We start from the raw sequence: 23,877 nt of genomic DNA, 5'->3' as shown, positions 1-23,877 counted from the left end.
TTCGGCCTAGAAAGAGGTTGGATTTTGAAAACCCTATTTTTATCGCTCAAAAATTAACAAATCGAAAAGTTACATTTGTGACTTGAATGTAGGTTATTAATACGCACATTCCCAGTGATATAGAAATATAGTCCTAATATATTCAGGACCTGGAATATTCGGATCTAAAAAATCCACCTGATTTACATCCATAAAACCTTGACATCCAGAACCTACAACATTTGCACTGACAATAGCTTCAAATGCAAGCCTTATCGTATCATCTCCCACAGGTGGAACTTGTCCATCAAAAAAATCATACAAGCCATCTGCTCCATAATTAATGGCTTCTGACGCACAGAAGGCAGCTAAATCAGTATCAAATTCGGTAGGTATACTAAATTCAATTGCTACAGGAACTTTTTTAACTATGCTAGTTCCCTGTTTCCAAATCAAGTCTAACTTAATTGAAGATCTGCGCATCAATGCACCATCAGGGTTAACACTGTAATGGTTAAAATCAAATGATTTACAGCTTACCCAATTGCCCAATACAGGCGGAGCATCATCTTCCTCTATGCATTCATAAGCCATTTGTCCAGGGCAACTACATACCGCTTCCATAAATTCAGCTGAAAACTCTTCTGGATCAGACCAAAGTAAACTCATATCAACAAATGCGTAGTTGGAAAGGGCTTCCTCAAAATCCAACATAGAGATATATTCATTAGGACCAGTGTTATTGCAAAGGTTTTGCATAATATTCCCAACAATTTGATCTGCGGTAGCGCTCTGACAGGGGAAAAATAACGATAAATTATTGATCTGAGTAGCTAAGTGGGGGGCTAATAAAAATTCAATTTGAGCTTACCCCAGAACAAAATTCCTTGACATATTTTTTTGGTGATTACTGAAACCCCGCCCCGCTTATGTTGTAAATTCCCCAGGAAAAGCTCTAAACTCAAATCTTATGTTACCATCATCCTCCCACGCCAATAGGACACTGATAGCACTGATCTGACTTATCGAACTGATCTGCTTTGCTGGGCCCGCCCCGCTGGAGGTACTCTCTGCAATCAGTGAAAATCCGCGCAATCAGTCCAATCTGTGTTCCAAAACCGCTATGCACGACATGGGTACACTAATGCCGCTGATCTGACTGATGACACTGATCCTGGCAATCCGGTGCCGCCACACAAGCATGTCCCCGCTCGAAATCCGTGAAAATCTGCGTAATCCGTCTAATCTGTGTTCCAATGTACCTCCGCGATCTTTGCGTGAAGCCGCCTCCCTACGCAGTCACTTTAAACCGCGTAAAGCCCCCACTCAAACCTCATCCACCACCACCTTATAGGTTGGGTCTTCTGCCACATTCACATCAATAATCTCCTCTGCATTTTTCAGCAGTTTTCGACAGTCGGGGCTCAGGTGGTGCAGGTGTACTTTTTTGCCCACCTTGCGGTAGCGCTCTGTAATTTTATTGAGGGCTTCGATAGCCGACATATCTACTACCCGGCTTTCCTCGAAATCAATGATGACCTCATCCGGGTCATTCAGCACATCGAATTTTTCATTGAAGACGGCGACCGAACCGAAGAAGAGCGGACCGTATATCTCGTAGTGCTTCACGCCATCCTCATCAATGCGCTTGCGGGCACGGATACGCTTGGCATTGTCCCAGGCAAAAACCAGAGCCGCAATAATCACGCCGATGAGCACCGCTAGTGCCAGGTTGTGCAGGACGGCGGTAATGCCGGTGACCAACACCATCACGAAGATATCAGAAGGCGGCATTTTGTTAAAGGTCTTCAGGCTGGCCCATTCGAAGGTGCCAATTGCCACCATGATCATCAGGCCAGTCAGAGCTGCCATGGGGAGCTTCTCCACCAATCCGGCACCAAACATGATAAATACCAGCAGCATAACGGAAGCAACGATGCCCGAAAGCCGGGCGCGCGCACCTGCCGATACGTTAATCAGGCTTTGCCCGATCATCGCGCAGCCGCCCATGCCGGAAAACAGCCCGGAAAGGATATTTGCCGTGCCTTGAGCCACCGCTTCCTTGTTGCCGCTGCCCCGGGTCTCTGTGATCTCGTCGATGATATTCAGGGTAAGCAGGCTCTCAATAAGGCCTACACCTGCCATAATGCCTGCATAAGGGAAAATGATCAGCAGGGTCTCCATGGTAAAGGGGACCATTGGAATATGAAAGGGTGGGAAACTGCCCTGAATGGAAGCAATATCGCCTACCGTACGGGTATCAAGCCCAAAGAAAGCCACCACGCCAAAGATGGTAAGGATAGCCGCCAGAGAAGAAGGCACGGCCTTAGTAATCTTAGGAAGCCCCCAGATGATGAGCATCGTTAGGAGTACCAGTCCAAGCATCAGATAGAGGCTGTTGCCTGCCATCCATGCGCCTTCCGGTGTCTTGAATTGCTCCAGCTGCGACATGAAGATGATAATCGCCAGGCCATTTACAAATCCAAAAATGACCGGGTGAGGGACCAAACGCATCAGCTTACCCAATTTGAGCACGCCCGCCAATACCTGAATCAGCCCCGCCAGAATGACGGTAGCGAAGACGTACTCTACGCCATGTGACAACGCAAGTGCCGCAATGACCACTGCCACCGCACCTGTCGCTCCGGAGATCATGCCCGGACGGCCGCCCAGTATAGAAGTCACCAGCCCCATCACGAATGCGGCATAAAGCCCCGTAAGCGGAGAAAGCCCGGCAATAAGGGCAAAAGCCACCGCCTCGGGGATCAGCGCCATCGCAACAGTCAGGCCCGAGAGGACTTCGGTCTTGTAGTCAACACGTTGGGAAAGGTCAAAAAGATTGAATAACTTTTTCATATAGTACACAGTAGTTTGGTGCCCGGCAGCCGACCGGGACATTAGTATTTTTCTGGAAAGGTTAGGGCAAGCTCTCAAAAGGAAGGCGCGAAGGTAAAGCTTTTTTACCTTTGACCAAGCCACAGACAATTATGTTTGTGTTATACGCACAACGAAGTGGTTTGCGACATCGGCCCGTGACGAAGCTTAGCTTGTCAGGGCAAGAGCAAGCCACTTCCCAGCGTAAATGCTGACATTGAGTAGGTTTGCTATGGCAAACCACTTAATCGTCAGTATAAACTAACACTAACCCTCATGAGCCTGCCTTTGACTGAAGATCAAACCTTTGAGCACTGGGATACCGCCACGGAGCCCTTGTCGGTCGGTATTTACATCAACTGTGTATTCCGCAATTGCCAGTTCTCCAATGCAAATTTTATGGATTGCCGCTTTACAGAATGTCGTTTTGAGGATTGTGACCTGAGCAACGCGGAGGTGGCGGGCACGGCTTTCCAGGAAGTCACTTTTGCCGGGTGCAGACTGTTGGGGGTCGCATGGGAAGACTGCAAGCCTTTGTTGCTGCAGCTCCGGTTTGAAAAATGCCAGCTCGACTACGGCGTTTTTGGAGCCCTGCCGATGGAAGGCACTGTCTTTTCGGACTGCTCGGTACGGGAGGCGGACTTCACCGGCACCTCACTCAAAGGAGCTGACTTTAGCGGCACCGACCTGACGGATGCCCGCTTTGAGAATGCCCAACTGCAAAATGCCGACTTCCGGACGGCAGAAAATTTCACCATCCATCCAGCCCACACTGACCTGAAAGGGGCCCGTTTCGCCCGGCAGGAAGCATGGCGCTTGCTGCAAGGCTACGGCCTGAAGTTTGAATAGCCCCTACTCCACCATCAGCGTGCCCCGCATCACCTGTGCGTGCCCGGGGAAAGTGCAGACATACATGTAGTACCCTGGTTCTTTGGGAGCGGTAAAGTACAGCGTCTCAGAGGTCTCTGGTTGCAGGATACCCGTGTGGTACAAAATCAGATCCGACTCCGGTACGTAGTTCATCTCCTCTCCTTTCAAGCCCAATTTCATGGACAACTCCGCCACTTTGCCCACAGCGTCGCCTGGCTTGACGATGACGAGGTTGTGCAGCATATCATCGCTGTTGCTGAAGGTCAGTTTGACTTTGGTACCGGCGTCCACCATAAGTACGGTTTCATCGTATTTGAGGCCGGGTTTGGTCCCCAAATTAAGTTCCACATCCGGCCCATCTGTCCAGGAAGCGGGCATGGTATTGGGGCGCTTTGTAGGGCCAGCATCTGCAGCCCCATCCTCCGCAGAGCCTATAGCTACAGATTTCAGCTGTCCGCCCGGCACCGTATTAAGGGTGTAATAGCCGGTATTGTGCAACAGTGGCTTACCGGCACGGGAGCGCAGGCCCTCCGCCACCACCTGATGTATGAAGCCCAGGCGCATGCCTTTCACCAACAAGCGTGCAGAAAGCCCATCCTCACTAAGCTCCACCTGATACACTTCTCCATCCTGCTGATCTACGATGGGGCTGCCGTAGGTCTTGTGGTATTCGTAATTGAAGGAGGTGACCGCGTAGGAAGCCGGATCACTGCCCGTGCTTTTGCTCACCGGTTCTGTGAAGGTGAGCAGAAAACCATCGGGCTTCGCCTGCATAGTTTTGATTTCGAATGGCGTTTTGCCCGACCACACCAGCCGCTGCAAACCATAGGGCGCCTTTCCGGTAGCGGGCCAGCCCCGGCTCGTCATGCCTACGAACATGCTGTTGTCACTACCCCAAATCATCCGCAGAATGCCGGAAGCGAAGCCATCGATAAACCCGAATGCTGCGCCCTGATAGACCCCGTCAATCTCTTCCATGTACACCCGCATGATTTTGCTGTGCCCCTGATCGCCTACAAACCACTGTCCTTCGAAAGGGCCGAACTGGCCACCGGTATTGTCCACCAGAATATCAGAGGTGGAAATACCCAGAATGGTGTGCGGGAACCATACGGCAGGCGCTTTTACCGCAGGGACCTTTTTGGCGTATTCGAATAAAGACATGCCCGGATAATCCGGGATGCTACCAGCAGCCAACTTTACCGGCGAGTTAGGTTCGGCTGCCCAGCGCAACCCGGCCGGGTTACCGGCAAAATCGCCTTTTTCCAAGTGCGTCATCCGCCCGGAGCCAACCCAGTCGCCCTGATTTTCGGTATAGAAGATATCGCCTTTTTCATTCACCATAAAGCCCGCAGGAGAACGCAAGCCGGTAGCCAAAGGCTCCATATCGCCCTCCGGGGTAATCTTCAGCAGCCAGCCCCGCCATTTGGACAGGCTCGCGCCGTGCCCAATCCAGGAGAGGTTGAGGGTCACCAGCATATCGCCACCGGGCAGGAACTTCGGGCCGTAGGAATAGTCGTGGTAATTCCCCGAAAGGGGCCAGGAGTAGACCGTGCGAAAGACATCGGCTTTGCCATTGCCATCGCGGTCCTCCAGGCGGGTCAGCTCGCCCCGCTGGGTGGCGTAGAAACCGTTGTCACGAAAAGCCAGCCCCAGGGGCTCGTGCAGGCCTTTGGCAAACAAGCTGTAGTCTGGATTTTTGCTGTACGGGCGGTCAATGAGCCAGACCTCGCCCCGGCGGGTGGAGACGCCCAGCTGATCCTGATCATTGAGGGCCAGCCCGCCGACTTCCAGCACGACTTCGTCCGGAATGGGGACATCCACAATTTTATAATAGGCAGACATGGGGTCTTGCTGTGCGAATAGGCCGCCCAGCAGGCTGCAAAATACGAAGGTCAAAAAGGATCTCATGGTCTGTAAATTTACCAGATGATGTCGTATTCGATGGTTTGTGCACCAGGGCTGAGGGCGAGCAACAACTCCATTTGCCCGTTGGACTGCCGGAGTTTAGCTTCCTTTTCCCCAAGGTCGACCAGGTACTGATGGTTATTGACAGCATAAGTGCCATCGGGCAATTCCTCGATCGTCTTACCATCGCCTAGTTTCAGCCACAAGCCATCGCCATTGGTAATCGTTAGGATGCGGGTCAAACGGCGCTCCCCTGCAGCAGGACGGTGCTGTACGTTCACGGAAGTGCCATCCACCTGATACAAAAAGGTGGGGTGCCCTTCAGCGTCAAGTTCGTAGCCCTTCTGCCGATAGGTTTGACTGGCAGTCAGGGTATCTGGCCAGGCTGTCTTTTCGTCCTTCAAGGCGTACAATTCAGGGTCGCTGTGGAAGGCGATGACCATGCCCAGGGGCTGACCCAACTGTGCCTCGCCCCGCTCGTGCCACATGTCGGTGGCGTCCAGGAAGCCGCCCGACCAGGCTTTGAGCAGGGTACCCCGCTCTACGTCGTAGGCATAATGAAGCCCTTGCGGTGTGGCAACGGCTACGGCATGTGTGCGTTTTTTGCCTTCGTGCAGCATGAAGCAGCGCTGCAGGGTAGCCTGCGTTTCGGCAGCTATGATAATGGGCTCAGGTTTGGGGCCTTGTTTTGCAGAGGCTGGGGTCGTAAGCGTATGCCGTTCGATACCCGGGCCTTCCACTTCCAGCCCAAAGCCCCGCCGCCAGCCACGCCCGGGTTTGTGAAGGACCAGTTGAAACGGGACCGTCCCCGCTGAGAGACCGGTAATCGCCCTTGCTTTGGCACCCATGGAATAGCTATTATCCCGGTCAAATAAGGTATCCTGACCAACAATAACCCGGATGGCGGTGTGGTTGGCATAAGTGGTGAAGAGATAATCGCCGGTTGCCGGCACAGCCAATACGCCATCGTAAATTAGGGCGAAGCCGGCCCGGGTGCCTGCCTGATAAAAGGAAATGGAATCTACCGGTGTATTGGACTGTAACTCCAGAGTATCCCAATCCGGTATCTCCTCTTGCCGGGTTTCGTACTGTGCTACGGTGAGGTTGCGGGTTTCAACCGGCGGATTATCGTACCGTTTGTACCGGATATTGCGGTAAGCGACCGGCCCGTGGTCGCCCTGCAGCATAATGGGGCCGGTGGGGGCTTCATCCGTAAAGAGCGCAGCGCGGGTCGGCCCGGTCAGTTCCACGTTCTCGTGCACTTTGATGCCGTTGAGCCAGACTTCCCGAAACTCGGCATTCTGTACCTTCTGCCCGTTATCGTCAAACCGGGGCGCATGGAACAGGATGCGCACCTGCTGCCACAGCCCGGGCGCTTTTGCTGCATTCATCATGGGTGGGTGGCCTTCGTAGCCACGTTCGCCTTTGGGAGCGTCATCGTCCCACCGCTGATAAATGCCGCACATATCGGAATGCTGCGGCGTTTTCACACCCCAACTGTCAAACACCTGTATCTCATAGCGCCCCTGCAGGTAAATCCCGGAATTGGAATTTTTCGCAGTCATCACCTCCAGCTCCAGTTCAATATCGCCGTGTTCAAAGGCAGTGAACAGGTGCGCTCCGGACCTTGGAGGAGCAGTATTCACCACCACGCCCGTGCCTTCGAGGGGCTCCATCGTCAGTGGTTTGGAGCGGTCGGCGTAGGCACCTCCGGCGATGGCCCAGTTGTCAGGACCCGATTGAAAGCCGGAGAGGTCCGATAGATCCATGGCTGTGAAGGGCAGGGCAAGCTCAGGCTCCGGTTCTGTCTCCGGTGGCAGCTCAGGGTCAGGAGTACAGGCAGACAGCCAGAGTAGGGCTAGCAGCCAGGCGAGGCGGTAATTCACGTTCATACTTAAGGCTTTTCCGGCTTTGGGGTGGGCAATTGACTTGCCTAATATAGAGTATTTTTACAGTAAAAAGTAACCTTGGTTTTTTGGCGGGAGACCTACCACCCCAGCGCAACGGTAATCACGAGGATCTTTTGGGTCATCAGGATAGCGCGTTCTCGTCAAAGTGCTCCCGGCTGATGAACCAGAGATAAAGGCATTGAGCGGTCAGCCACCCGGGGAGTTCCGCCGGTGAGCCCGGAGGCGGCGCAGGCGGATTCGCCCCCGAATAAATTTCAGCCCACCCCAAACCAATGACAGTGCCCCTAAGACGAATAGCAGTTGTGGCAAAACCGGGGCGCCAACCAAAGCAGCAAGGTATAGCACGGGAGGGGATACGGACACGAGCCCAATGACCAGAAAAGGGCGCCCGGCTTTAATATTGCGACGGGCTTCTTCTATTGTATAAGGCAGGGTATCGGCGGGCAGGGGCACGATGGCCCCTTCCATTGGCGCTATTGGCTCAACTGCCACAGCGGAACGATAACCGGATAGGGAAGATGCAGCGCTCGCAGCAGCGCAAAGGGCCAATGAGCAGCAGAACAGCAGGGGAAGTAGGGTTTTCATAGGCTGAGGTTTCTACCTCAAAATACGGAACTTTGGATGAGCGTGCAAAACGGGAGCTGTAGATGTATGCGTAACAAATGGTACTGCTTGAATAGCCCGGCAGCATTCGTGGATAAGCTGGAGCAGAGCGAAAAGCTCCACCCCAGCAGCTATCGCACTTAACTGCAGAGGGTTGTCCCCTAGGATTGGGTCACTTTCTGTTTTTTGTGCAATTGGTTATATACACGCTGTGGATAACCGTTTTAGCTTGTTTTTTTGAATAGATGTAACTGCCCGCCCGTATCGGCTGCCGCCAGATAATCGCCATGTACTTTGGGCATGCCGATTTGGTATAGCCCTTCGCCGGGATGGTCAAAAGCCCACTCCCAGTCTATCTGCCGGGTACGCCAGTTGAATGCCGCGAGCTTGATATCGTGCCCGAGCGTCCCGTCCGGCTTTTCGAATACCTCGTCTGAGGAGAAGTACAGGTGGTCGCCCTGACACACCGGCCGGGTCATAGCACGCAAGCGCCTCGACTTAAACCCGGAGGTACAGTCCTGTGCCTGCAGCGCTCCGGTCTGCAAGTCGATCTCCCAGTAGTAGTAACCGGTCAGCCCCAGTATCTTGCCTGCTTCCTCATGCAACACACTATGCGCGGGGTTCGGTAATACCGTAGACTGCTGCGGGCCAACGGTGGTGCCGGTGGGGAGGGTGTGCCAGGATTGGAGGAGTTGGCCGGTGGAGAGGTCGAGGGCGGCTATGGCGCACTCTAAAGTAAGAAATAACTTACCTTTAGAGACGGCTAATATTTTATAAGTATTGCCTTTACTTTTGTCTTCTTCCTGAAGAGTATGACTTAACTCGGCAACCTCACGTAAATCCTTTGCCCATTCAATCTCTTCACTAGAAAGGTTAATTTTCTTGAGCTTGGTAAGTCCCTCTTTTGAAAATAAATTATTGTTGCATGTCTCCAGTCTTTCGAAAAATGGCTGGGTAATAATTTTTCCTGACTTTAGAAATAACACTCCTTCCTCTTTCTCAACAGGATAAAAGTTAACAAGTCTTGAAAAAAAGACTCCGCAGTCTTCCTCTTCATTCATGAAACCAGAACTCACAACAAAAGTGCCGTCTGTTTTTCTCGAAGCAGTCATTTCTAATTGATTATCAAATAAATAACTACTTTTACGTTTGTTGGAAGTAGCAATAAACCGGGAGTCGTTAAAACGAGTTATTTCATCTAATCCTTCAGATAACTGAACTTTAGCCAGAGGCTTTTTCTCATAAGACATTCTTATTAACACGTTGCCTTCAGCGATAACGAAGCTATCTGGGAAAAGAACAAACTGTGATTTGTAAATCTGTAATATGTGAGTTCTATTCAGCATTTTAGTCAACCTTTATAAAATCAAAGAATGTGCTTTTCCAAAAATCTGGATTATTCATAGCTAATTGACCCAGCTCCTGACCGCTATTGATATCAATGACCTGACCACCATCTAGTACTATCCCATTGAACATTCCTGAAGAGGGGTTCGTATTATTGACTACGTTAAATAAATCATCGGCCTTTACACCATCACTAAGCATATTCTGAAATTCCTGCCTAATGGGCATTCCCCACTGCGGCGACATCCGAAAAAAACAAAGCCGCCAAGCCCACCAAAGAACGGGTTCCCCCGCTTTCTCAGGTAGCCTTGGCGGCCTTTTTTAACGATGTTTTACTATTCGTTATTAGTTCCGGCGCCGGTTATTACTCCGTCGCTTATTGCGGTTGCCTCCGTTGGATGAACGGCCGGAACGCTGCCCTCCGCCACGGTTTTGTCCATTGCCATTAGCTGGCTCCGGTGCCGTACCATCATCCGGAAAAGGGTGTTCGTCGACCACCGGAATAGACTGCCCAATGAGCTTTTGAATGTCTTTGAGGTAGGCGCGCTCTTCCGCATCGCAGAAGGAAAGGGCTACGCCGCTTGCATCCGCCCGCCCGGTGCGGCCGATGCGGTGTACATAGGTCTCTGGTACATTAGGCAGGTCGAAGTTGACCACGTAGGACAGTTCGTCTACGTCGATGCCACGCGCCGCAATATCGGTGGCGACCAGTACATTCAGGTTGCCGTCCTTAAACTTTTGCAGTGCCTTTTGGCGGGCGCCCTGCGACTTATTGCCGTGGATAGCGGCGGCATTGATGCCTGCTTTATCCAGCTGATTGGCGATGCGGTTGGCTCCGTGCTTGGTGCGGGAAAACACCAGGGCTGAATCCACATCATTTTCCTTAAGCAGGTGCAGGAGCAGTTTACGCTTGTCCTTTTTAGTGACGAAGTAGACATTCTGCTCTACCCTTTCGGCGGTTGCCTGCTCCGGTTTAATGGTGATGCGCTCCGGATGCCCCAGAATGCCCTTGGAGAGCTTCAGGATTTCCGGTGACATCGTAGCAGAGAAGAACAGAGACTGCCGGTCTTGCGGCAACTGCTTCACGATTTTCTTGATGTCATGGATAAAGCCCATGTCGAGCATGTGGTCAGCTTCATCCATTACCGCAAACTGCACATGTTTCAGGCTAATGTAACCCTGCCCCATAAGGTCAAGCAGACGCCCGGGAGTTGCGGTAAGAATGTCAATGCCTTTGCTCAGGGCACGAGTCTGCGCCCCCTGCTTTACGCCACCAAAAATGACCGTATTGCGCAGGTCGAGAAACCGCCCGTAGGCAGCAATGCTCTCATCAATTTGAATAGCCAGCTCCCGCGTAGGCGCAACGATCAGGCACTTGATTTCACGCCTGCGGCGGTCCCAGCTTTGGTCCTCATACATTTGCTGCAGGATGGGAATGGAGAAAGCTGCAGTTTTGCCGGTGCCGGTCTGCGCGCAGCCAAGCAGGTCTTTACCCTTAAGTAGTTTTGGAATGGCTTGCTGTTGGATAGGTGTGGGCTGTTCGTAGCCCTGAGCACGAAGTGCTTTAAGAATGGGATCAATAATCCCGAGATCTTGAAAAGTCATCGAATAAATTGAAATGCCTAAGCTTAAACAGTTTGACGGGAATGGGAGGTATCAATCATTTATAAAGGTATCTTACCTTGCCGTCTCACCCACTAAAGATAGGTCAGTTAAAAAAAGGTGGGAGTAGGCTTTTGTTGGAGCACGCTCCCCATCTCCGGGTAATCTGTTACCCCTGAGAGATGAATGCAGATGCAAATATACTCTAAATAGTTGAGACTATTCTAATATTGTCCGATCTGGAAGAAAGTAATAACTTTGCACACTGATTTTTCTGACAAAACTGAGGTATGAATATGAATAGTGTAAAGTTTTGGATACTGTTTGGCGTCATCGGCACACTGGTTTTCAGTTCCTGCGATGACGATGGGTTCGATTTCAACATAGCAGAATGTAAGCCGGAAGAATTTTTGGATAATTGGTCCATGGAGGTGATACAGCCAAATATTGCGTCTAACTTCCTGCCACAACTTAATAATGCAGACTTCACCACCACTTCTGTGGGTTACGCTGTAGGCGAGCTGGGCACATTAATCCGTATCAGTGGTGACGGAGCGGTATGGGAAGTCCAACTCACCGGCCAGGAAACCGATGCGCTTACGGTACAGGCTTTGCTGTCTGTGGACTTCTTTGCAGAAGACCAGGGCTTTGTCGGCGGGTCGGACATTTTGCCTCAATTTAGTGAAGAGCGCGATTCCGGTGCAGTCTTTCTCTCTACCGTTGATGCCGGAATGACCTGGGAGCGCCGCTATGTGGACGAGGTGCGCCGGTTTATGGACCTGGAATTCTACAATCCACTGCTTGGTTTGGCACTAGTCCTGCCCGAAAGTGCAGGCAGCAATAGCGATTACAGCATCGCCCGCACAGAAGATGGTGGCGAAACCTGGGCGATTGAGGACCTGCCGGAAGAATTTGGCTTCCCTCGTTTCCAGCGGGCCAGCAACCGTATTTTCATCCCAATGAACCGCCGGTTCCGCTTTTCGGATGACCGGGGCGAAACCTGGACAGAGCGGACTACGCCAGTTAATACCATTGAGGTCTTTTACTTTGCTACGCCTGAGGTGGGCTTCGTGGTGGGCGAAACCACCGCATTCAGAACCACGGATGGCGGACAAAACTGGGAGGAAATGCCCCTGCCCGTTGAAGGCGGTGGCGGCATTATGCACTTTGTGGATGAGAATCAGGGCTTTTTCCTGCGCAGCGTGATCAGCCAGGAGCCAGAGACCGGCATCAACTACCTCAGTGGCGTGCAGACACTCGAAACGCAAGATGGGGGCGCTACCTGGACTGTAGTGGCAGAAGAAAGCGGCTGCCTGGTCAATGGGGAAGTGACTTTCCCTTCTTCCGTCATTGGCTATGTAGTGAACCCGAATGCCATTTACCGTTTTGTAAAGCAATAACTGCGATGAGCCCACTTTTTAAAAAGCTGAACTGCAAAGAAGAGGGGTTCCTTATCGTACTGAATGCACCGGATAATTTTGCGCCCTATCTGGAGGGGCTGGAAAGAGCGGCTGAGATTGCCAACAGCCTGAGCACCGCACCCGAGGTGACCTGGCTGCTGGCATTCGTCACCCAACCAGACGAAATCGCTACAATAGCCCATCAGCTAAGCAGCAGGCTGGCAGGCGACCCAACGCTATGGTTTGTCTACCCCAAAAAAAGCTCCAAAAAGTATGATTCCGAAATCACCCGGGACCACGGCTGGGCTCCTTTGGGCGCGCTCAACCTGAAGCCCGTCCGTCAGGTGGCGGTCGACGAGGACTGGAGCGCCCTGCGCTTCCGCCGCGTGGAGCACATCAAAAGCATGAAGCGCCGGAGCAGTATGCGGATTAGTCCTGAGGGGAAGAAGCGGGAGGGCTAAGCTTTCATCAATTGCTCTAACAGCCACTGTTTTTCAGTAAGCGGCTGGGTTTGTTCAATCCTTGCCCTGAGCGTCTCTTTAGCGGAAGGGAGGTATGGGTTTAGGGCCAAAATTTTCTTTAGCAGGGCTGCAAAGTTGCGATAATTGTTGCGATGGTAGGTGAGGATATCCTTGCGGGCCAGAAAGGACGTCATGGCCTCCAGCTGAGACTCCAGCGCGTCCCATGCCCCGGTGACATAAAGCGTTTTTTGCAGCAGGGTTTTAGCGGCCAGATTGAGCAGTAAGTCCTTGTAGTTAGCGCGCTGTAAGAGTTGAAGGACATCCCCGTAGTGCCCTTTCTCATAAGCGAGTCTCGCCCGGCTGAAGCTGTACATGCTGTCCTGATGCTCTTTAGGCAAATGCTTTTTATAATCTTCAATGAAGGAGGCCGCCCAATCCAACGCCCCGATAGCAACCGCAAGCGCCACCGCATTCCGGTACGTGAACCGGGACAGGAAGCCATCCGAAAGCAGCACACCGGAGGAAAGCCCTTTTTGGTAAAGGTCCAGCCCCTCCCGGGCAAACTCCAGGCTACCGGCATTGAACTTACGGATGCAATAGTTCAGCCCCAGCAGCAGCAGGTCTCTCGTTTCAGATTCCGGAAAACGGGTCCAATGCTGAAGCAGATGATCCTTAAAAGCCTGAAAGTCCTTTTCTGTGCCACCGGGCGACAACGCGTAATAACAATGATAGTATACACCGATGGCAGGCAAGTCCAGCAAATTTCGCTGTTTGGCGAAAGCCAGCACTTCCTGCAACAAGCCAAAATCATATTCCGCTTTGTAGACCGCCTGATGGCTCAGCAGAAAACAAGTCTGCCGTAATTTTTGGGCAATGAAAGCGATGTCTGTGGTATCGGATATTTCCTGCAGGTTAAGGCTACTGACTCGTTTTTGACCGGCCGAGAAGAGGTAATCCTCCCATTGTACCTGATACTGCCACTCATAATATTCTATGTGACGAAGAGGCTGCTCCTCTATCTCCTGCCGGGCCTTTCGGATGGTTTGCTGAAAGTGCTTTGGCAGCCGCTTCTCCCGGTAGGCTGACGACAGTGACACCCGCTGCTGAACAGAGGGGAGCAGATGGGGGGCAAGCGCCAGATACTGCTCTACCAACTTCATCAGCCAACTCATCAGGTAGCGGATGCACTGTGCATCATAAGGCTGATCCGGAAAAAGATGATGGAAAGCGGCTTCTTTAGTGGGTATTTCTCCTATCCAGTAAAGCCGCTCCTCCAAAAACGCCCAAAATGCAACCACATCCTGACGTTGATTGAACAGCGGAGAACGGACCATTTTGCCAAAGGCTGTTACCTCTTTTCTGCTTAATTGCTCTAATATCATGAGGAGCCGGCTTCCTTTCAAGTTAAACTAATTTATATGTATTTGATAAAAAATTATTGCTTACCTTTCAATAAAAGCAATTAGGCTTAAATCTAAACATTTGCCTTTGATAAATGGCATTTTTTGTATTTGTATTCCGGTCTCGCAATCCTAATATTTGTTAAAAAGAAAGCTATGCGGCGTTCCCTACTACTCATTGTACTCCTCGGCCTGACTTATTCTGCCCAATTTCTGCATGCACAAGGCTGGAAAAAAACCTTCAGCATTGAAGACACTACCGGCACTGCTTCATACAGCCTGATCCGAGATGTAAAAGCCACCGCTGATGGCGGTTACTTATTGTATGGACAGGCATTTTCCAGTAATCAGCTCGCGCTTTGGAAAATCGACACCTACGGGAACACTCAATGGTCAAAGACATTTGGAGCAGGAGCCGAAGCTTATGGCTACGCCAGCAATATGCACCTCTTAGGCGATAGTGCAATATACATCAGCGGACGTTTTTCAGACGCTGATCAACTTTCACCTCAGCACGGGGTCATGCGTCTCAATATGCAGGGAGAAGTGCAATGGCTCGAACGCTACTATGTTAGTGATACGCTGACCACCCTCTCCACAGCATTTACTCCCACCACTGACGGGCACTTCATCACTGGCAGTGAAACCCTGGCTGGCGACAGCTTACTCATTCATTTGCACAAAATCGATCAGCAGGGCAATGTAGTTTGGGAGAAGACCTACCCTCGTTTTAGTTATTGGGATGAGGTTTTGCTTCCCTATGTGGCGGATATCACGCCATTGAGTAGCGGGGGGTATATTGCAACCGGAAGTAATATTTCAACGCTTGGCCTGCAGTCTTCTCATATCATCCGATTGGATGATAACGGTGAAATGCTTTCACAATTTAACCTGATGGGAGTTTCAGATGAAATTTATACTCATCGCGTGAAAGAGACTTGTGATGGTAATTATATCGTTTGCGGAAGCTCGGACGGCAACTTCATATCACCCGGATTTGTAAAAAAAATTACGCCTCAAGGTCTGGAAATATGGAATCGGAACTGCCCTGCACCAGCAACTGATATTGAACAAACACCTTCTGGCGATTATCTCATTGCAGGAGGGTTCGGGGAGTACGCCTGGGGTTCAAATCTTTTCGGAAGCTTTGTTTATAGTTTCCGTGAAAATGGGGATAGCAATTGGAGTTTTCATGACTTGCCCTCCTTTACCTCTCACGGATTTGCTGCAATTACAACGGGAACAGATGCCAGTTGCATGGCAGCAGGCATCAATAACTCGCAAGCTTACGCTGTCAAACTGGACAGCCTGGGCAATGTATTCACCCATACCCTGCAGGGCACCGTGCAGCGCGACGAAGATGGGGACTGCGCACCCGATTCTACGGCACTCCCGCTGTCAGGTTGGAACATTACCGTTTCCAATGGCACGACTGATTATTATGCAACGACCGACTCCAACGGTTTCTACTCCATGACCGTGGATACCGGAAGCTATTCGATTTCGATTACCCCGCCGAATGCGCTGTGGGTCCCGTGCCAGGCGGTCATAGATACTGTACTGGAAAATTTCTATGAGGAGACAGTAGTTAACTTCCCGGTACAAACCCAGGTCGATTGTCCGTTAATGTCCGTAGATGTGTCTGTCCCCTTTCTCAGGCGCTGTTTCCCCAACTCCTATTCGGTCCGCTATTGCAACGAAGGCACTACTGTTGCTAACAACGCCGCTGTGGAAATACAACTGGACGAACACCTTACCCTGGAGTCGGCTGAGCTTCCTTACTCGGAAACCGGGGATCAGACGTACCGATTCGAGCTGGGCGACCTCCCCCCGACTACCTGCGGGCAATTCCGGTTTACGGCACATCTGGATTGTGATGAAACACAGCTCGGGCAGACTCATTGCGTGGAAGCGTTCGTCTTTCCTGACACCCTTTGTGTACCCACGCCCCCTGCCCCACTCATTGAAGCAGATAGCCGTTGCGATGGCGACTCTGTCATTTTTACCCTTCGCAATATTGGCGATGCAGATATGGCTGATAGCGCGCCCTATATCGTTATTGAAGACGACGTTATGTTCCTTACCCAGCCCTTTGAGCTGGGAGAGGGAGATTCTATCGAAATCTTCCGCCCTGCCACCGGTGTCACCTACCGGCTGCAGGCGCCCCGCAGGCCCGGCTTTGCCCCGGGAGAACTGATCAGCTCCACGCTGGAGGGATGTGTGAGTGACAATCAGCTCGTATCACTGGGGTTCTTTAACAGCTTCCCCCTGTATGGCGATGGCGGTTTCTCAGATTTAGAATGCCGGGCAAATATCGGTGCCTATGACCCCAATGACAAGCAGGGCTTCCCGGCAGGTGCCGGGCCGGAGCACTTCATCGAGCCGGACTCCCGCCTGGAGTACCTGATCCGTTTCCAGAACACGGGTACAGATACAGCCTTCAATGTAGCTATTCAGGATACGCTGTCAGCATGGTTGAACCCTGCTACTATTTCTCCCGGTGCAAGCAGCCATCCTTATACGTGGCAACTGGCACAGGATGGCACCCTGCTTTTTGAGTTTGCCAATATAATGCTGCCTGATAGCAACGTAAATGAGCCGGCTTCCCATGGATTTGTAAAATTTGGCATAGACTTAAAAACCAATACGCAACCTGCCACCGCTATCCACAACCAGGCCGCCATCTTTTTTGACTTCAATGCACCAATTTTCACCAACAAGACCATGCACCGGGTGAATGTTGACTTCCTGGAAAACCTACTTGCCGCAACAGAGCAGACTCACTTGTATACGGGTAAGGTTCAGGTAGCTCCAAATCCGGCTTCCCAGGTCATCAGATTCGAAAAAACGGAAGAACAAAACTCATCCGCCCTGATTGTCATTTACAATTCTAACGGGCAGCGCCTTGGTACATACCCTTTCCAGACAGCCGAGAAGCAGATCCCTGTGGATCAATGGCCCGCCGGGCTTTATTTTTATGACGTCCGCTTCGGCACTGGACATACTGCTGGACGGTTTGTGATTCAGCGTTAACGGCAGTGAGCAGGTAAGCGGGGAGCAGTGTAAGAGACCTGCTTAGCTCGATGCCGGGACAATCGGTCTTCTAAATTCTTGGTACGCCCAATATAATATTTACCGTCCCGACACTATAGTGTGTAAACGTAAAACTGCTGCTGTTCCATGTTTTATTGAGGTTGGAGCGCTGGGAGCGGACGCTGTTCGCCGTAGCCCGATGGGAGAATATGCTTTTAATTTAGGAGGATAAATATGGGCAAAAAAGCCCAACTTCCCTACGGGCCTATCCATTAAAATGGATTTTGGCGCATAAAGCTACGTCGGGCGGAGGCGGAGGAGGAGGGATTGGCTTCGCCCCTCCCTAAGGCGGGGAGAAACAAAAGCTGAAGGAAAAAGCACTACGTGCTCCTTTTTTATGCCCTCCTGCCTTAGGGAAGGGCAACCTTCCCACGGCAAAGGGCATAAAAAAAGCCACCTTTTTCAAGGCGGCTTTTTCCTTCAGCTTTTGCGGAGGAGGAGGGATTCGAACCCCCGATGGTGTGACCCATGCCGGTTTTCAAGACCGGTGCATTCAACCGCTCTGCCACTCCTCCGGTTGATTTTTCTTAAGCGATTGCAAAGGTAAATTTATTTTGGAAACTGCACAAGAGCAGGAGCAAAAAAAAGCAGCCCGAAGGCTGCTGCTATACCCAAAACAATCCATTAATCATGTTAAAAAAACTCCCTAAATCTTGGTGCTTAAAGCGTTATGTCTTCACTGAGGCAGTCCTCAACCTGATAGAATCCGTACACTAATGTGCCGTCCGGCCCTACTTTTGGTGTATTACGCTCCTCAATGTCCTTAGTGTCGTAGATGTAGTGTGTTTGGTTAGACCCCTGATGATTGCCTGCAGTAACAAATGCAATCATCAAAATTCCCAGAATCGTTGTTAGTGCATATTTCATTGGGCTAAACTTTTGATTGTCAGTTACATCTACATATATGCCAAAGCTATGCCAAAAACTAAAAAATGCTGATAATCAACGTCTTAAACAAAGTAAAATTCAAAAACTGATCTAACAGGTAGAGGTTATTCCCAAAATGGGAATTCCAGGCATCAGAATAAGTAGAAAAGCAGGGCGGCTATGCCAAACCCTACCCCTCCCAGTACGGCTGTCAGCACAGTCCAGGAGCGGAAGGTTTCTTTTTCGCTGAGCCCGAGGTAGGATTTCACCAGCCAGAAGCCACTGTCATTGACATGGGACAGTACTGTGCCACCTGCCGCAATCGCAATAACTACCGCTCCCAGCTGCCCGGCGCTAAAATGTACACCATTGCTCAATAGCGGTGCAGTCAGGCTGGCTCCGGTTATCATAGCGACCGTAGCGGAGCCTTGTGCCACCCGGATCAAAGCGGCGGCGAGGAAGGCAAAGACTACCACGGGCAGCCCCGCCGCTGTCATAGAAGCGGCAATCTGCTGGCCTGCGCCCGTGTCCACCAGCATTTGTTTGAAGACGCCGCCTGCACCTGTGAGCAAGAGTATGCTGCCGGCAGTGGACATGGAGTCCGTAGTGGCTTTGAGCAACACCTCCGAACTGTAGCCACGGCGCAACCCCAGCAGGTACCAGATCAGAAGATTGGCCAGTAATAATGCGGTGAAGGGATGCCCCAAGAACTGAACCACCGGCAGCACAGCAGCGGGCAACGGCAATGTGCCCGATTGCGCCAGCGTGCTCAGCACAATCAGTACAATAGGCATACCGATTATCACCAGGATCAACCCCACCGGTGGCAAAGTGTCCGGGGTTTTTGCTTCCGAAAAAGCAGGGGGATCGGGATCAATGCGGCGGGCAACGCGCTGACCAAACCACAGCCCACTCACCAGCACAGCAGGCAGTCCGGCTATGGCGCCCAGCAGGATGACCCACCCCAGGTCTGCGCCAACGATTTCAGCTACCGCAATGGGGCCAGGCGTGGGTGGAATAAAGGCGTGGGTGGCCGCCAATCCGGCAAGAAGGGGCAGGGCGAATTTTAGCAGGGAGGCTCCGGTACGCTCCCTGAGCGCGTAGAGCACGGGAATCAAAATGATAAACGCCACATCAAAAAATACCGGTATCGCAATCAGGAAGCCCGTGAATGCCATCGCGGCAGGCGCCCGTTCCACCCTTTGCTTACGGATGAGGTATTGCGCAATCGCTTGTGCCCCACCGGCATTTTCCAATAAAGCTCCAAACATCGCGCCCAGCCCCACTACCGTAGCCACAAAGCCCAGGGTGCCGCCCATGCCGTTCTGCATGGCTTCTATCACAGCGGGGCCTTCCAGCCCACTGCCCAAACCGGCCGCAATGGCAGCAATCAGCAAAGCCAGAAAGGCAGGGATGCGCCATTTCAGAATGAGTAGCAAAAGGAGCAAAATGCTGAGTACAGTGGCCAGTACAGGCATAGGGCAATAGTGTTTTTCGTTATTTCCGTCGTGCGAAAACGCGTCAGTACTTCTTATCAAACTTAAACTGCCACATGTACTCTACCACTTCCTTCCAGCTCCACCATTCATAATGTGGGCCCCGGAAGTGCACGGCGAGCATATACCCGTAGTATCCCAGCAGCAGCCAAAGCGCCACCAGGAAAATCTTCAGTACCAAAACTTTGCTCTCCAGCACCTGCGTAAACAGCCAGGCATAGGGTACCGCCAGGAGCACATAAAACTCGACAAACTGCCGGTGCCCGAAAGCGCCTCCAAACCACCAGCACCACCAGCAGGAGGTGATGTACAGCAGGAGCAGCCAAATGAGGAATACAGGGGCAATATTGTAGCGGTTTTTCCACATCCCAACCAGGCAGCCGATAATCGCCAGGCCTGCCATCGGGCTGAACAGCAGCCAGCCGTTCTTAATGTGGAAGAGGACCATGTCAACCCGGGGCTCCAGCCAGTTGAAGCCTTCCTCCCCGTAGGAATAAATGAGCCAGTCGCCGGAGATGTGCTTCCAGTACAAAAACTGGGGTATAAAGACCAGAAAGCTTGCTATTGGTGCCAGGAGTAATGCGCCCAGGTGTTTCCTGAAAAAGAGCAACCGCTCCCTGACATCCGCCCAGGAGCGCAGCCCGAACAACAACAAATAAAGCAACAACAAAATATTCGTGGGCCGGATGAGCACAATCAGTCCCGCCAGCAGCCCCATACCTCCAAAGGTTTTCCAGCCGGGCTTTTCATAAAACCGGGGCGTCAGCCAGACGAAAAGCCCAAACAGGAAAAAGGAGTACACGTGCGACATCCCCGGTTCCTGCAGAATGTAGTGGTAAAGGTTGGTGCCCAGGAAGAAACCGGTCACCGTCATCATGACCGCTACGGGCTTGAAATGCCGGGTCAGTATTTTCTTCAGCAACAGCAGGCCCAGGAAGCCGTAAAAGAGGCCTGCCAGTTGTAAGGCACGAATGTAATAATCGCTGTAGCCGTCCGCCTCTCCGCCAGTAACCAGCGTAAGGGCGTGTGCCCCCAGGAAAAATGGTGCTTGCATGATGGCCACGCCGCAGGTGTACTTTGTGAAGGTTTTATTCGTCCCTTCAAATGGCTTAAACTGCGCCTTTGTTCTTACCTCAAAATCTTCGAACCCCTCGTTGACAACAAGAGCGGGCAGATACAGGTAGTACCCTTCGGCATCCGACCAAATCAGCCCGCGGTAAAACCGGCCCGCAAGCTCTGCTGCCCGGTAACCGGCAAACAGCAACAGGATGAGCAGGTAATACCGCATCCAGAACCGGGCTATGCTTTTGAGGAGGTTTTTCATATTGTTTTGCCTTCAACTGCTGATTTAGCGGAGTAGTATGAGCTGCCCGTAGTGCCGTTGTGCCCCATTAGTCACCCGGTAGAAGTAGGCACCGTTGGGCAGTTGCCCAGGCAGGATACGCTCGCTAAAGGGCGCTCCACTGTCCGTTTCCCAGGACTTTTCCAGCACCACACGCCCGGCCTCGTCCAGCAATTCCAGACGGACCTGCCCTGCCTGTGCTTCCAGAAGCTCAAGCGTAAAGGCATCCCGCGCCGGATTCGGAAAAACATTTATGGCCAGCGGCTCCGGATAGCCTATGCGCAAAGGATTGGAATAGCGGTAAGCACCGTTTTCCGTTACGCCCTTTATCCGGTAGATGTTGGTACCTCTTCTCGGACCATCGTCGAAGAACGTATATTGTCCGTTGCCTTTAGCAGCGACCTGACCTAGTGCGGTGAATTTATGCGCATCCGGGCTGCGCTGCACCTCAAAGTAGGCCAGACTGTCCTCCAATTGAGTATCCCACGTCAGGTTGACACCGCCTTCCGCAGCTGCTCCTGCCAGTTCATTCCACTCCAGGAACGGGTCGCCGCAGTAAGGGTACACCTGCTGCGTCACCGAGGTCTTAAGCCCTCCGGGGTCTGTAACGGTCAGCTGAATGCGGTACCAGTAGAGCTCTTCCTGACAGCCCAGCGGGCTGATGAGGGCAAAGCTGAGGTGTTCAAAGTCCACAGGATCGGGGTGGAAGTGGTCGTTATGGTGAAGGAAAGTACGCCATTCGTACATGAGCTCTTCGTCGGCATGCTCAGCATCCGCAACCTCTGCTTCAAGACGGAGCAGGGTGGTACTCTGATCGAGCGGGTAGCGGTCGCCATCCTGAAAGCTGATGATATTTACCTGTGGAGGAGTGTTGTTGAGGGCGACTACCGCTTCATCGGTGGCGGAGGCGCCCAGGCTGTCGTAAACGGTCAGCACAGCGGTGTAGCTCTGCTGGCCTGTGCCGGTGTAGGTGTGCTCCACATTTTGGCCTTCAGCCGTTGTGCCGTCGCCAAAATCCCACTCGTACCTGACAATAGGGAGGTTAGAATCGTAGGACGCACTCCCATCAAATTCGACCGTAAGCGGTCCGGGGCCAAAGAATTGCTCCGCCTGAATCTTCGCTACCGGAGGCGGATTACCCCCATAGCTAATCTGATGCACCGTGCCTTCAAGGCTGATGTAATAGAGCTTGCCATCTGCCGGGTTCAGCGCCAGGTGGATAATATCCTTGGCATTGCTGTGGAAGGGCTTGACGCTGTGCAGTTGGTCCGCATCATCAAAATCTGCCACCTTGATCCAGCCGCTGAAGTCGACCATGAAGTACTTGCCGTGGTATTCCTCCGGATATTGATCGCCTTCGTAAAATACGCCTGCCAGAGAGGAGAAGCCATCAAACAGCTCCGTGTCTTCCAGGCTGGACTCCGGTGCATCAACATTCAGGCCCTTGTACCAGCCGTTATCATCAAAGCTCGCTACCTGCGCCCGGGTGGGCGGGTTCCAACGGGCATTGCTCCACTGCAGTGTGGGCATCGTCCCTACCGTATAGCCTTCAATAGGCACGCTATCGTCACAGGGGTTGGAGGGTACGCGGTGGCCATCTTCCCGTGGGTTCACGTAGAGGTCTTTGAAATTGAGAAAAGCCTGATCGCAACCTCCGCTTCCATAGAGCGGATTGGGGTGCAGCTGATTGGCAGGAGCAGGCTCATTGATATAGGGCCAGTGGCTACCAAAGCCTTCCATCATTGGCCAGCCGAAGTTGAGCCCGCCCGCCGTGGCAATGTTGAGCTCTTCCCAGGCACCGTTGCCCACGTCTCCAATATATAAGGTGCCGGGATCGCCGTCCTCCGGATAATGGCTTCCGGTATTGGGCCGGACCTGAATGCGGTAGGGATTGCGGAAACCATAGGCCCAGATGCGCGATTGGGGCGACCGGGGCGCATCCGGCCGATAGAAAGGGTTGCTGCTCAGCCCATCGCCGGTTTCGGGGTCTATCCGCATGATTTTGCCGTTGTAATTGACCAGGTACTGCGCCCGGTAAGAGCCCAGGTCTTCATCTTCGGTAATAATGCCGGTAGCAATGGCTTCACTCGCCATCGTTCCGTACTCATCACCGCCGGTATCGGGGCCGCCATTGCTCGTCCCATCGCCGGCACTAATGAGGAGGGTACCATCCTGTCCCATCACCAGGTCACCCAGCCCATGAAATTCGTACATCAAGGGGATGCCATCTTCAATCGTTTCGCCCAGCAGGATATGCCGGCTACCTTCCAAAACCCGGAGGTAAGCCGTAGTCGGATCGGCCCGGTAACGCACCACCCGGCCAATCGTTGGCTTCCAGGTGACGGTGCTGTCGGGGCTGTATTCCGGTGTGCTGTAATATTCATAGTGGTGTAAATCCAGAGCGTAGAGCAGGTAGAAATAGCCGTTGGCCAGGAAATCGTTGTCCAGCGTAAAGCCCATCAGCCCGTGGTCTTTCCAGTTGCTGACTTCCTCTGAGATATCGATGAGGGGCTCCGGATAGAGATTGCCCGCAGTGTCCACAACCCGCACCACGCCTTTCTTTTCCCAAACATACATGCGCCCGTTCTCATCAAAGGTCATCCCCATGGGGTTATCCAGCTCCGTGAGGTAAGTGATATCGTAAAAATCTTCGGGCAATTCCTGAGCGCAAAGCCCGCCGGTGATCAGTAACAAGAATGCTAAAAAACGATAAGCCATAGTCTAC

Annotated in this window: 16 protein-coding genes, 1 tRNA gene and 1 pseudogene; 4 read left to right on the top strand and 14 right to left on the bottom strand. The window is 52.2% G+C overall.

Features of this window, described 5'->3' with window-relative positions:
- Nucleotides 1-96: 96 nt before the first annotated feature.
- On the bottom strand, nucleotides 97-738 hold the full coding sequence (locus tag IX84_RS15145) for a hypothetical protein (RefSeq protein ID WP_044222537.1): 642 nt from the start codon (nucleotides 736-738) through the stop codon (nucleotides 97-99).
- A gap of 567 nt (nucleotides 739-1,305) precedes the next feature.
- Nucleotides 1,306-2,835: a SulP family inorganic anion transporter gene (locus IX84_RS15140; RefSeq protein WP_044223132.1), complete on the bottom strand. Its 1,530-nt coding sequence runs from the start codon at nucleotides 2,833-2,835 to the stop codon at nucleotides 1,306-1,308.
- Nucleotides 2,836-3,129: 294 nt separating this feature from the next.
- Here IX84_RS15140 and IX84_RS15135 point away from each other — a divergent pair, with 294 nt between their 5' ends.
- Nucleotides 3,130-3,702: a pentapeptide repeat-containing protein gene (locus IX84_RS15135; protein ID WP_044222534.1), complete on the top strand. Its 573-nt coding sequence runs from the start codon at nucleotides 3,130-3,132 to the stop codon at nucleotides 3,700-3,702.
- A gap of 3 nt (nucleotides 3,703-3,705) precedes the next feature.
- On the opposite strand, the gene IX84_RS15130 is transcribed toward IX84_RS15135, so the two are convergent.
- From IX84_RS15130 to IX84_RS15105, 5 genes are all read right to left on the bottom strand, one after another.
- A complete protein-coding gene (locus IX84_RS15130) occupies nucleotides 3,706-5,634 on the bottom strand; it encodes an auracyanin family protein (RefSeq protein WP_044222531.1) in 1,929 nt (642 codons plus the stop codon).
- Nucleotides 5,635-5,645: 11 nt separating this feature from the next.
- Nucleotides 5,646-7,523: a 3-keto-disaccharide hydrolase gene (locus IX84_RS15125; RefSeq protein ID WP_052516035.1), complete on the bottom strand. Its 1,878-nt coding sequence runs from the start codon at nucleotides 7,521-7,523 to the stop codon at nucleotides 5,646-5,648.
- A gap of 204 nt (nucleotides 7,524-7,727) precedes the next feature.
- Nucleotides 7,728-8,126, bottom strand: coding sequence for a hypothetical protein (locus IX84_RS15120; RefSeq protein ID WP_152605081.1), 399 nt, complete (start codon nucleotides 8,124-8,126; stop codon nucleotides 7,728-7,730).
- Between the two features lie 242 nt (nucleotides 8,127-8,368).
- The gene (locus IX84_RS15115) at nucleotides 8,369-9,490 is read right to left on the bottom strand and encodes a hypothetical protein (protein ID WP_044222525.1); all 1,122 of its coding nucleotides are present in this window, start codon (nucleotides 9,488-9,490) and stop codon (nucleotides 8,369-8,371) included.
- A gap of 346 nt (nucleotides 9,491-9,836) precedes the next feature.
- A complete protein-coding gene (locus IX84_RS15105; RefSeq protein ID WP_044222518.1) occupies nucleotides 9,837-11,096 on the bottom strand; it encodes a DEAD/DEAH box helicase in 1,260 nt (419 codons plus the stop codon).
- Between the two features lie 293 nt (nucleotides 11,097-11,389).
- Between IX84_RS15105 and IX84_RS15100 the strand changes: the two genes are divergently transcribed.
- Together IX84_RS15100 and IX84_RS15095 are read left to right on the top strand one after the other, a co-directional pair.
- Nucleotides 11,390-12,493 carry a WD40/YVTN/BNR-like repeat-containing protein gene (locus IX84_RS15100; RefSeq protein WP_152605080.1) on the top strand — a complete coding sequence of 368 codons (1,104 nt, stop codon included), beginning with the start codon at nucleotides 11,390-11,392 and terminating at the stop codon, nucleotides 12,491-12,493.
- Nucleotides 12,494-12,498: 5 nt separating this feature from the next.
- Nucleotides 12,499-12,954 carry a hypothetical protein gene (locus IX84_RS15095; protein ID WP_044222514.1) on the top strand — a complete coding sequence of 152 codons (456 nt, stop codon included), beginning with the start codon at nucleotides 12,499-12,501 and terminating at the stop codon, nucleotides 12,952-12,954.
- On the opposite strand, the gene IX84_RS15090 is transcribed toward IX84_RS15095, so the two are convergent.
- Entirely contained in the window at nucleotides 12,951-14,336 is a 1,386-nt protein-coding gene (locus IX84_RS15090; protein WP_152605079.1) for a hypothetical protein, read from the bottom strand. The genes IX84_RS15095 and IX84_RS15090 overlap by 4 nt on opposite strands.
- A 174-nt stretch (nucleotides 14,337-14,510) precedes the next feature.
- Between IX84_RS15090 and IX84_RS15085 the strand changes: the two genes are divergently transcribed.
- Nucleotides 14,511-17,387, top strand: a complete 2,877-nt coding sequence (locus tag IX84_RS15085) for a DUF7619 domain-containing protein (protein ID WP_044222508.1) — start codon at nucleotides 14,511-14,513, stop codon at nucleotides 17,385-17,387.
- Here IX84_RS15085 and IX84_RS34615 read toward each other — a convergent pair.
- The 6 genes and pseudogenes from IX84_RS34615 to IX84_RS15060 form a co-directional block, all read right to left on the bottom strand.
- Nucleotides 17,384-17,485, bottom strand: a pseudogene (locus IX84_RS34615) (GIY-YIG nuclease family protein); the annotation flags it as partial. The gene IX84_RS15085 and the pseudogene IX84_RS34615 overlap by 4 nt on opposite strands.
- Nucleotides 17,486-17,877: 392 nt before the next feature.
- Nucleotides 17,878-17,962, bottom strand: a tRNA-Ser gene (locus IX84_RS15080).
- Nucleotides 17,963-18,107: 145 nt separating this feature from the next.
- A complete protein-coding gene (locus IX84_RS15075; protein WP_044222503.1) occupies nucleotides 18,108-18,314 on the bottom strand; it encodes a hypothetical protein in 207 nt (68 codons plus the stop codon).
- Between the two features lie 152 nt (nucleotides 18,315-18,466).
- Complete coding sequence (locus IX84_RS15070; protein ID WP_044222501.1) at nucleotides 18,467-19,792, bottom strand: GntP family permease; 1,326 nt, start codon at nucleotides 19,790-19,792, stop codon at nucleotides 18,467-18,469.
- Nucleotides 19,793-19,835: 43 nt separating this feature from the next.
- Entirely contained in the window at nucleotides 19,836-21,134 is a 1,299-nt protein-coding gene (locus IX84_RS15065) for a hypothetical protein (RefSeq protein ID WP_052516034.1), read from the bottom strand.
- Nucleotides 21,135-21,158: 24 nt separating this feature from the next.
- Nucleotides 21,159-23,870, bottom strand: coding sequence for a PQQ-dependent sugar dehydrogenase (locus IX84_RS15060; RefSeq protein ID WP_044222498.1), 2,712 nt, complete (start codon nucleotides 23,868-23,870; stop codon nucleotides 21,159-21,161).
- Nucleotides 23,871-23,877 lie beyond the last annotated feature (7 nt).

The organism is Phaeodactylibacter xiamenensis (assembly GCF_000759025.1).
GTDB classification, from domain to species: domain Bacteria; phylum Bacteroidota; class Bacteroidia; order Chitinophagales; family Saprospiraceae; genus Phaeodactylibacter; species Phaeodactylibacter xiamenensis.
Note: the sequence above shows the minus strand (reverse complement) of the source record. Positions and strands in the feature narration are given on the sequence as shown.

Bases quoted from the DNA above. Each gene is read 5' to 3' on its own strand.
- IX84_RS15120 (WP_152605081.1), bottom strand. From the start codon at position 8,126: ATGAAAACCCTACTTCCCCTGCTGTTCTGCTGCTCATTGGCCCTTTGC.
- IX84_RS15095 (WP_044222514.1), top strand. From the start codon at position 12,499: ATGAGCCCACTTTTTAAAAAGCTGAACTGCAAAGAAGAGGGGTTCCTT.
- IX84_RS15090 (WP_152605079.1), bottom strand. From the start codon at position 14,336: ATGATATTAGAGCAATTAAGCAGAAAAGAGGTAACAGCCTTTGGCAAA.
- IX84_RS15135 (WP_044222534.1), top strand. From the start codon at position 3,130: ATGAGCCTGCCTTTGACTGAAGATCAAACCTTTGAGCACTGGGATACC.
- IX84_RS15130 (WP_044222531.1), bottom strand. From the start codon at position 5,634: ATGAGATCCTTTTTGACCTTCGTATTTTGCAGCCTGCTGGGCGGCCTA.
- IX84_RS15060 (WP_044222498.1), bottom strand. From the start codon at position 23,870: ATGGCTTATCGTTTTTTAGCATTCTTGTTACTGATCACCGGCGGGCTT.
- IX84_RS15065 (WP_052516034.1), bottom strand. From the start codon at position 21,134: ATGAAAAACCTCCTCAAAAGCATAGCCCGGTTCTGGATGCGGTATTAC.
- IX84_RS15070 (WP_044222501.1), bottom strand. From the start codon at position 19,792: ATGCCTGTACTGGCCACTGTACTCAGCATTTTGCTCCTTTTGCTACTC.
- IX84_RS15100 (WP_152605080.1), top strand. From the start codon at position 11,390: ATGAATAGTGTAAAGTTTTGGATACTGTTTGGCGTCATCGGCACACTG.
- IX84_RS15085 (WP_044222508.1), top strand. From the start codon at position 14,511: ATGCGGCGTTCCCTACTACTCATTGTACTCCTCGGCCTGACTTATTCT.
- IX84_RS15105 (WP_044222518.1), bottom strand. From the start codon at position 11,096: ATGACTTTTCAAGATCTCGGGATTATTGATCCCATTCTTAAAGCACTT.
- IX84_RS15145 (WP_044222537.1), bottom strand. From the start codon at position 738: ATGCAAAACCTTTGCAATAACACTGGTCCTAATGAATATATCTCTATG.
- IX84_RS15075 (WP_044222503.1), bottom strand. From the start codon at position 18,314: ATGAAATATGCACTAACAACGATTCTGGGAATTTTGATGATTGCATTT.
- IX84_RS15125 (WP_052516035.1), bottom strand. From the start codon at position 7,523: ATGAACGTGAATTACCGCCTCGCCTGGCTGCTAGCCCTACTCTGGCTG.
- IX84_RS15140 (WP_044223132.1), bottom strand. From the start codon at position 2,835: ATGAAAAAGTTATTCAATCTTTTTGACCTTTCCCAACGTGTTGACTAC.
- IX84_RS15115 (WP_044222525.1), bottom strand. From the start codon at position 9,490: ATGCTGAATAGAACTCACATATTACAGATTTACAAATCACAGTTTGTT.